Source organism: Pseudomonas sp. S60 (genome assembly GCF_016647865.1).
In the GTDB taxonomy this organism is placed as follows: Bacteria; Pseudomonadota; Gammaproteobacteria; order Pseudomonadales; family Pseudomonadaceae; genus Aquipseudomonas; species Aquipseudomonas parafulva.
Genome location: NZ_JACVVH010000010.1, coordinates 109,758 through 120,220, shown reverse-complemented (window position 1 = coordinate 120,220; position 10,463 = coordinate 109,758). Strand labels below are relative to the sequence as shown.

Here is a 10,463-nt window from a genome sequence, read left to right as displayed (position 1 = left end):
TGGGCGGGGAAGGGCTGGCGCGGGGTTACCACCGCCGCCCGGGGTTGACCGGCGAACGCTTTGTGGCCAGCCCGTTCGGGGTGGGCCAGCGGCTGTACCGTAGCGGCGACCTGGCGCGTCAGCGCGCCGACGGGGTGATCGAGTACATGGGTCGCATCGACCACCAGGTGAAGATCCGCGGGCTGCGTATCGAGCTGGGCGAAATCGAGGCGCGCCTGCTGGAGCAGGCCGAAGTGTGTGAAGCGGCGGTGTTGGCGGTGGACGTCGGCGGCAGCCTGCAGCTGGTGGCGTACCTGGTGCCTACCGACAAGGCGCTGGTGCAGGCTGGTGCCGAGGCCCAGCAGGCCCTGCGCGAAACCCTGAAGGCGCAGTTGAAGGTGCACCTGCCGGAATTCATGGTTCCGCACCACCTCATGCTGCTGGCGTCGCTGCCCCTGAGCCCGAACGGCAAGCTTGAACGCAAGGCGCTGCCCAAGCCTGACGCAACGTCGGCCCAACGTGCCTATGTGGCGCCACGTACCGAACTGGAAGCGCAGATCGCCCAGGTCTGGCAGGACGTGCTGAAAGTCGAGCAGGTCGGCGTGAACGACAATTTCTTCGAACTGGGTGGCGACTCAATCATTTCCATCCAGGTGGTTAGCCGGGCGCGTCAGCTCGGCATTCGCTTCACGCCCAAGGAGTTGTTCCAGCACCAGAGTGTCCAGGCCTTGGCCAGCGTCGCCCGTCAGGGCGGTAAAGGGCTGCTGATCGACCAGGGGCCGGTGACGGGTGCTGCTCCGTTGTTGCCATTCCAGCACGTGTTCTTCGAGACCGTTGAGCATGACCGTCATCACTGGAACCAGTCGGTCCTGCTCAAGGCCGAACGACGTCTTGAGCCTGCCAGGCTTGAGCAAGTGCTGCAGGCGTTGGTTGCCCACCATGATGCCCTGCGCCTGAGCTTCCTCCAGCAGGCCGGCACCTGGCAGGCGCACCACCGCACTATCGCCGAGCAAGGCCAGCACCCGCTGTTGCAGACTGCCAGTGTGACTGACGCCGACGCCCTGGAAGCCCTTGCCGAACAGACCCAGCGCAGTCTTGACCTGGCCCAGGGTCCGCTGATCAGGGCAGTGTTGGTGGATCTGGACGATGGCACCCAGCGCCTACTGATGGTGATCCATCACCTGGTGGTCGATGGCGTGTCCTGGCGGGTGCTGTTCGAAGACCTGCAAAAGGCTTATGAGCAAACGGCGCGAGGCGAACGCATCGAACTCTCCCCCAAGACTAGCGCCTTCAAGGCCTGGGGCGAGCGCCTGCAAACCTACGCCAGCGAGCCGGCACGCCAGCCGGAGCTGGCCTATTGGCAGCGTACACTGCAAGGGATTAGTGCTACGTTGCCGTGTGACCGCCCGGAGGGCGCGTTGCAGAACCGCTACGCGGCCGTGGTGGGGCGCAGCCTCGACAAGGCCCATACCCGCCGCTTGCTGCAGGATGTGCCGGTGGCCTATCGCACCCAGATCAATGACCTGCTGCTGACGGCGCTGGCCCAGGTGATCGGGCGCTGGTCCGGGTCGGACGACGTGCTGGTGCAACTGGAAGGCCATGGGCGCGAGGATCTTTTCGATAACCTCGACCTGACACGGACCGTTGGCTGGTTCACCAGCCTGTTCCCGGTGCGCTTGTCGCCATGCGCGCAGCCTGGCGCCTCAATCAAGCGGATCAAGGAACAACTGAGAGCGATACCGGACAAGGGCATAGGTTTCGGCGTGCTTCGCTACCTGGGCGACAAAGATACCCGCCAGGCATTGCAGGCACTGCCAACGCCGCGCATCACATTCAACTACCTGGGTCAGTTCGATGGCACGTTCGATCGCGATGCCGGAGCACTGCTGACGCCCGCCGGCGAAAGTGCCGGCCGTGAACAAAGCCCGCTGGCTCCGCTGGGCAACTGGTTGACACTCAACAGCCAGGTGTATGGCGGTGAACTGCGAGTTACCTGGACCTACAGCCAGGCGATGTTTGACGAGGCCACTGTGCAGGGGCTGGCCGATGCCTATATCACCGAACTCCAGGCGTTGATCGCCCACTGCTGCGAGCCGGGCACTCAGGGTGTTACACCTTCGGACTTCCCGCTGGCCGAGCTGTCACAGGCCTGGTTGGACGCATTGCCCTGGCCTGCCGGGCAGATCGAGAACCTGTATCCGCTGTCGCCGATGCAGCATGGCATGCTGTTCCACAGCCTTTACGAAAACCGTACAGGGCATTACATCAACCAGATGCGCCTGGATGTGCAAGGCCTGGATGTCGAACGCTTCCGCCAGGCCTGGCAGGCGACCGTGGATGCCCACGACATTCTACGCACCGCGTTCCTGTGGGAAGGTGAGCTGGTACAGCCGTTACAACTGGTCCAGCGCCAGCTGACAGTACCGTTCCAGGTGATCGACTGGCTGGGGCGCGAGGACCTGGAGCAGGCGCTGGCACAACTGGCGGACGAACAGCAGCAAGGTTTCGAACTCGACCGTGCGCCACTGCTGCGCCTGGTACTCGTGCACGTTGGCGAGAACCGGCATCACCTGCTGTACACCCACCACCACATCCTCATGGATGGCTGGAGCAATTCGCAGTTGATGGGGGAGGTGTTGCAGCGCTACCACGGCCAGGCGGTTGCCCAGGCAGGTCCCTACCGGGACTATATCGAGTGGTTGCAGCGCCAGGACAGCGCGGCCAGCGAGGCCTTTTGGAAGCAGCAACTGGCCGGCCTCGAACAGCCCACCCGGCTGGCTAGCGCCATTGGCCAGGTGTCCCGTGAGCAAGGCCAGGGGGACTTGTACCTGAATGTCGATGCGGCACGCCTGAGCGAGTTCGCCCGTGAGCAGAAGGTGACGATCAACACCTTGATGCAGGCCGCCTGGCTGTTACTGCTGCAACGCTACACCGGCCAGGCCACCCTTTGCTTCGGGGCGACCGTTTCCGGGCGACCGGCAGACCTCAAGGGTGTGGAGCAGCAGATTGGCCTGTTCATCAACACCCTGCCGGTCATCAGCCCGGTCGGCCCCGAGCGCCGGCTGGGTGACTGGCTGCAGGCACTGCAGGCTCAGAACCTGGCCCTGCGCGAGCACGAGCACACCCCGCTGTTCGAGGTGCAGCGCTGGTCCGGGCACGGTAACGATGCGTTGTTCGACACCTTGCTGGTTTTCGAGAACTACCCGATTTCAGAAGCCCTGCAGGAAGAGGAGCGCGATGAGTTACGCTTTGGCGCGCTGAGCACCCGCGAGCAGACCAACTACCCGCTGACGCTGTCGGTAGGCCTGGGCAGCAACCTTGCACTGCACTTCAATTACGCCCGCGAGCATTTCAGCGATGCCATCGTGGCCCGCTTCGGGCGTCATCTCCAGCAGTTACTGGCGCAAATACCCCAGGCAGCGGACAAACCGCTGGGCGAATTGCAGATGTTGCTTGATGACGAACAGCGCAGGCTGTTGCATGACTGCAATACCAAGGCCTTGGCATACCCACGAGAGCTGTGCATCCACGAGCAGATTGGCCAGCAGGTTCGCAGTACGCCCGACAAGATTGCGTTGCAGGCCGGCACCGAGCAGGTCAGCTATGCCGAGCTAGATGCTCGTGCCAACCGCCTGGGCCATCGGCTGATCGAGCTGGGCGTCGGTCCGGAGGTGAGGGTGGGCGTGGCCATGACGCGTACCTGCGATATGCTGGTGGCGTTGCTGGCAGTGCTCAAGGCCGGGGGGGCGTATGTTCCGTTGGACCCGGACTACCCAAGCGACCGGGTTGCCTACATGCTGCAGGACAGCCGCGCCCTGGTGCTGCTGACCCAGGCGGCGCTGTTACCGGGCTTGCCCAGCCAGGCTTGCGAGCACATCGTGCTGGTGGAAGCCGAAGGGTCCAACCTGGCGCATTACCCGAGTGAATGCCCTCGCGTGGCCATTCATGCTGATAACCTGGCTTATGTAATTTACACCTCTGGCTCCACCGGGCTGCCCAAGGGTGTGGCCATCGGCCACCGCAATGTCGCGGCATTGATCGCCTGGACGCGCCAAGTGTACAGCCAGGACGACCTTCAGGGTGTACTGGCCTCGACCTCGATCTGCTTCGACCTGTCGGTGTGGGAACTGTTCGTCACCCTGGCGTGTGGCGGTTCCATCATCCTGGCGCGCAATGCCCTGCAATTGCCGGAGTTGCCTCAGGCCGACCAGGTGCGGCTGATCAACACTGTGCCCTCGGCAATCGCTGCACTGCACCGTGCCGGGCAGATTCCGCCTGGCGTGCGGATCGTCAACCTGGCGGGTGAGCCACTGAAGCAGCAGGTTGTCGATGCGCTGTACAGCCAGGCTGGCATCGAGCATGTCTATGACCTGTATGGCCCCTCGGAAGATACTACCTATTCGACCTGGACCCGCCGTGAGCCCGCTGGAACGGCCAACATTGGCCGGCCACTGCACAATACCGCCAGTTACTTGCTCGATACTCAGTTGCAAGCGGTGCCTGAGGGTGTGGCGGCCGAGCTGTACCTGGCCGGTGACGGCATTACCCGTGGCTATCTGATGCGCCCGGGCCTTACCGCCGAGCGCTTCGTTCCCAACCCTTACGCAGGTGCCGGTGAGCGAATGTATCGCACTGGCGACCTGGCACGTTACCAGCCGGGCGAGTTGCTGGAGTATGCGGGGCGTATCGACCACCAAGTGAAGATCCGCGGTTTCCGCGTTGAACTGGGGGAAATCGAGGCTCGCCTGCTGGCGTTACCAGGTATGCGCGAAGCGGCCGTGGTGGCGGTGGATGGCGGCAATGGCCCACAGCTTGCTGCCTATCTGGTGCCCAGCGAGGTGCCGGTGGAGCAGGATGCCTGGCGCGAGCAACTGCGGCTCGCGCTTAAGGTGCATTTGCCGGAATACATGGTGCCGGCTTATCTGGTCGTATTACCCGGCCTGCCACTGACCCCCAATGGCAAGCTTGATCGCAAGGCGTTGCCGGTACCGGATGCGGCTCAGATGCAAAAGGCCTATGAGGCCCCAGCCAGCGTCCTCGAGCAGACCCTGGTAGACATCTGGCAGCAGGTGCTGGGCCTGGAGCACATAGGTGTGCGCGACAACTTCTTCGAGCTCGGCGGCGACTCGATTGTTTCGATCCAGGTGGTGCGCCTGGCGGCGCAGGCCGGTGTGGCCGTTACCCCCAAGCAGTTGTTCGAACAGCAAAGCGTTCGCAACCTGGCTGCGGCGATTGCAGCGCAGCATGCCCAGGCACCAATTGGCAGCGATGTCGATCGGCAGGCGCAACACCAGCAATTGGCGTTCTGGCAACGGCAATGTGCGGCCGGTGTCACGGCACTGGGGCATGGCAAGCCCGCCACCGGCACCTGGCAACAGCAGGTGAGCCTAGATGTACAGGCCTTGGAACTGGCTGCGCGTGCTTACCGATGCGCACCGCAAGAACTGATGCTGACGGCGTTGGCCCTGACCCTGCCAAGCGTATTGGTGAGCGTGAACGCAGCGTCGCCCAATGACTTGTTCCGCAGCGATGGGCACAACGGCGGTGCCAGTTTCCCGTTGCGCCTGGCGGTCGATGCTGAGCCCGGGGTTGCGATCCAGCAGGTGAAGGAACAAGTGCGCGCGGTGGCCGATGCCGGTCAAAGCTTCGTCGCGCTGCAGCGTTCGCAGGAGCGCTCGGTTGTCGAAGCGCTCAGTGCGTTGGTACAGCCGACGGTGGCGTTCAACTTCGCTGCCGAACCACTGGCGCTGCCACGCGATGGGCTTACGATTCATCTGTTGGACGCTGGCGAGGTGCTGCATTTCAGTGCCTACAATGTGGCCTGTGACGAAACGTTGGTTGATCGTTACCAGCGTAGCCTGGTTGAGCTGACCGAACACTGCCTTGGCATGCCGGCCCTGGCGCCTGTCGACTTCCCGCTGGCGCGTCTGTCCCAGGCTGATCTGGATTGCCTGGCGGTATCGGCAGACGATGTCGAAGACATCTACGCGCTTTCGCCGATGCAGGAGGGCATGCTGTTCCACTCGGCGAGCGACAATGAGGCAGGGCTGTACATCAACCAGGTCAGCCTGCCGATTGAAGGTGTCGACCCCCAACGCCTTCTGGCGGCCTGGCATTTCGTCAGCGAGCGCCACGACATCCTGCGTAGCAGCTTCCACTGGCAGGGCGACCTGGCCAAGCCATTCCAGGTGGTGCATCGCCAGGTCGAATTGGCCATGGAGATGCAAAACTGGCATGGCCAGCCTGACCAGGAGCAGCGCCTGCAGACCGTGGCGCAGGCGCAGATCGACCGGGGCTTCGAGCTTAGCCAGGCGCCTCTGCAACGTTTGGTGCTCGTGCGCCTGGACGAGCAGCGTTACCAACTCATCTGGACGAGCCACCATATCTTGATGGACGGCTGGAGCCAGTCGCGACTTTTCGGTGAGGTGCTGCAGCATTATGCCAATGGCCAGGTAGCCGGTGACGTTGGGCGTTACCGTGATTTCATCGCCTGGTTGGCACAGCAGGACCAACAGGCCCTGCGTAGGTTCTGGGAGCAGCGTCTCGCGCAGCTTGAGCAGCCGACTTCGCTGAGCCAGGCGATGCATCCTCGTCACGACGCCACTGAAACTGGTCACCGCGCCCTGTACTCCTGTTGGGATACGCAGCAGACCGCAGCGATGCAGGCCTGGTGCCGCCAGCAGCGAATTACCCTCAACACCTTGGTGCAAGGCGCCTGGCTGCTGGTGTTGCAGCGCTTCACCGGGCAACGCACAGTCACTTTCGGGGCTACTGTGGCCGGCAGGCCGCAGAGCCTGGCTGGGGCCGACAACATGCTGGGCCTGTTCATCAACACCTTGCCGGTGATCCAGACCCTGGAACCGAGCCAGCCGCTGGCCGAGTGGTTGCTGCAGTTGCAGGCCTACAACCTGGATATTCGCGACAACGCCCATGCGCCGTTGGCAGATATCCAGCGCTGGTCGGGGCACGGTGGCCAGGGGCTGTTCGACAGCATCATCGTGTTCGAGAACTACCCGATCGACGAACGTCTGAACGAGGAATCCGACACCGGCCTGAGCTTTGGCCAGTCGAACAACCACGGTGTGACCAACTTCCCGATGGACTTGGCAGTGATGGTCGGCGAGCGCCTGAGCATCGAGTACATGTACATGCTGGAGGCGTTCTCCGAAGCTGCGGTAGAGCAGATTCGCCACTGCATGGAGGTAACCCTTGATGCCATGCTGGCTGGCGCGGGGCAGGCATTGGGCAGCTTGCAGCGCCTGGCGCCAGAAGAGCGACACGACCTGTTGGCCTGGAGCCGCGAGTCCGATACCGGAGCCTTGCCGCAGTTGCTGCCTGCCCTCATCCAGCGCCATGCCATCGAGCGCCCGCAAGCGATTGCCGTGGAGTGTGCGGGCAAGTCGTTGAGCTACAGCGACCTGGAGGTACGCGCCAACCGCCTGGCCCATGCCTTGATGGCTCGAGGGGCGGGGCCGGAGGTACTGGTCGGCGTGGCCATGCCGCGTTCGGTGGACACGATCGTGGCGTTCCTCGCAGTGCTCAAGAGTGGCTCGGCCTATGTGCCGTTGGACATTGCCTACCCCGCGGAGCGGCTGGCCTACATGATGCAGGACTGCGCCATGTCGTTGCTGGTGTGCCATAGCACGCTCACGGCCCGCTTGCCGGTACCGGACGGGGTACTCGCTATCGAGCTGGATCGCCTGGACCTGACGGCCTGTCCTGCGTCGGCACCGGCCAGCGCTGCCGGGCCGGACACCTTGGCCTACCTGGTGTATACCTCCGGTTCCACGGGCCGGCCGAAAGGCGTAGCGGTGCCCCAGGGGCCGCTGAGTGGGCATTGCCAGGCCATCGCCGAGCTGTACGAAATGGATAGCAGCGCCTGCGAGCTGCACTTCATGTCGTTCGCCTTCGACGGCGCCCATGAGCGCTGGCTGACCATGCTCTACTGCGGCGGTCGCCTGGTGATCCGTGACGAGGAACTGTGGACACCGGAGCAAACCCATCGGGTACTTGCCGAGCAGGCAGTGACCATAGCTTGCTTCCCGCCGGCCTACCTGAAGCAACTGGCCGACTATGTTCGCGAAAGTGGCGTGGCACCGGCGCCAGTGCGTATCTACTGCTTCGGCGGTGATGCGGTACCCGAGCAGACGTTCGAGTTGGTCAAGAACACCTTGCGCCCACAGTATGTGACCAATGGCTACGGCCCGACCGAAACCGTGGTCACGCCGGTGTTGTGGAAGACCAAGGCCTCTGCCCAGTGCGAAGCCGCCTATGCGCCGATTGGCCGAGCAGTGGGGGCGCGCAGCCTCTACGTTCTGGACGATGACCTGGAGCTGTTGCCGCGCGGTCTTGCAGGCGAGTTGTACATCGGTGGCCAGGCCCTGGCCCGTGGTTACTACCGCCAGCCTTCGCTGACCGCCGAACGTTTCGTGCCTGACCCCCATGGTGCGCCTGGCGCACGGGTATATCGCTCCGGGGACCTGGTGCGCCTGCGCCAAAGCGGTGTGCTGGACTACGTCGGTCGTATCGACCACCAGGTGAAGATTCGCGGCTTCCGTATTGAACTGGGCGAGATCGAGGCTAGCCTGCGCCAGCAGGACGGTGTACGCGATGCGCTCGTGGTAGTACGCGATGGCCCGTCGAGCAAGCAACTGGTGGCTTATGTGATCACCGACGGTGGCCAGGAGTGCAGTGAGCGGCTGCGTGCGGGGCTGCGCCAGAGCCTGCCCGAGCACATGGTGCCGGTACAGGTGATCACCCTGGTCAGCTTCCCGCTCACGCCCAATGGCAAGCTCGACCGCAAGGCCTTGCCCGAACCGCAGTTTGAAAGTGACGCCTATGTGGCTCCCGACACTGACGCCGAGCGCTGGATGGCGCAGATCTGGGCGCAGGTGTTGCAGGTGGACAAGGTCGGCCTGACCGATAATTTCTTCGAACTGGGCGGCGATTCGATCCTGAGCCTGCAGGTGATTTCCCGGGTGCGTAACCACCCCGAGCTGCACATGGACCTGAAGTTGCGCGACTTGATGCGCTACCAGACCATCAAAGGGCTGTTCGAGCAGAAGCCGGCTGGCACGCAACGCCAGGGCGAGGATTTGACCCAGTTGGCCAGCGAAGGGTTGTTCAGCTTGCTGCCGATCCAGGAATGGTTCTTCGAACAGGATATGCAGGAGAAACACCACTATAACCAGGGCATCTTGTTGCGCGCTCGTCAGCCACTGAATCACGATCGCCTGCAGCAGGCACTGGGCTTGCTGCTGCAGCAGCACGACGCGCTGCGTCTGCGGTTCCGCAAGGAAAACGGCCGCTGGTACCAGCAATATGCTGCGGTCGGTGAACTGGACCCGGCAGACCACCTGCTGCACCACACGGTCGCCGACGACCAGAAGGTGGCCGAGTTCGCCGACTGGGCGCAGCGCAGCCTGAACCTGGAAACAGGGCCGGTAATGCGCGTGGTGCATTTCGTGCTGGACAATGGCGAAAGCCGCTTGCTGCTGGCGGTCCACCACCTGGTGATAGACACCGTCTCGTGGCGCATCCTGCTGCAAGACCTGCAACAGGCCTACCAAGCCCTCTGCGAGGGCCGCGAGGTCAACCTGCCGCTACGCAGCAGCAGTTACAGGGCCTGGGTCGAGCGGCTACGGGATCATGCGCCGGTACTGGTCGAACGCGAACTGGACTGGTGGTTGCAGCAGTTGGACCAGCCGAGCGTCGACCTGCCATGCGACAACCCACGTGGCAAGGACCTGGTGGAGCACCTGGTGGGCCTGCCGGTAACCCTGTCGCAGAGCTGCACTTCGCAATTGCTCAAACGCGTGCCGGTGGTTTACCAGACCCAGATCAACGATGTGCTGCTAGCCGCACTCAGCCGCGTACTTTGCCGCTGGAGCGCGCAACCGAGCGTGTTGATCCAATTCGAGGGCCATGGCCGTGAAGACCTGTTCGACGAGGTCGAGTTGTCGCGGACCGTGGGGTGGTTCACCAGCATGTACCCGATTCGCCTGGAGCCCGGTGTAGATGCCGACGTCGGTCAATCCATCCAGGCCGTGAAGGCTCAGTTGGCGGCGTTGCCCAACAAAGGCCTGGGCTATGGCGTATTGCGCCACCTGGCCGAACCCTCGGTGTGCGAGCGTCTGCAGCGGCTGCCACAGGCACGGGTGACCTTCAACTACATGGGCCAGTTTGACCAAAGCTTTGACGACGAGGCCTTGCTGGTGCCCGCCGAGGAGGGGGCTGGCCAGTGCTACAGCCGCAAGGCGCCACTGGGCAACTGGCTGGAAATCGTTGGCCAGGTGTTCGATGGCCAGTTGACCTTGCGTTGCCTGTTCAGCAAGCGCCGCTACCGGCCACAGACCATCGAGTGGCTGATGGCCGAGCTTCAGGGCGAACTGGAGGCGCTGGTGGCCCATTGCATGGATGAAGCACTGGCCTGATCGCCGGTTGACGACTTACCGGGCGAGCTTGGCTCGCCCCTTTTTTTCAAG

Annotated in this window: 1 protein-coding gene; it reads left to right on the top strand. The window is 63.4% G+C overall.

Annotation, left to right across the window (positions count from 1 at the left end):
• Window positions 1-10,412, top strand: a 10,412-nt coding sequence (locus IAE33_RS24910; RefSeq protein WP_442967354.1) for an amino acid adenylation domain-containing protein, incomplete at its 5' end; no start/stop codon positions are given.
• Window positions 10,413-10,463: the final 51 nt, after the last annotated feature.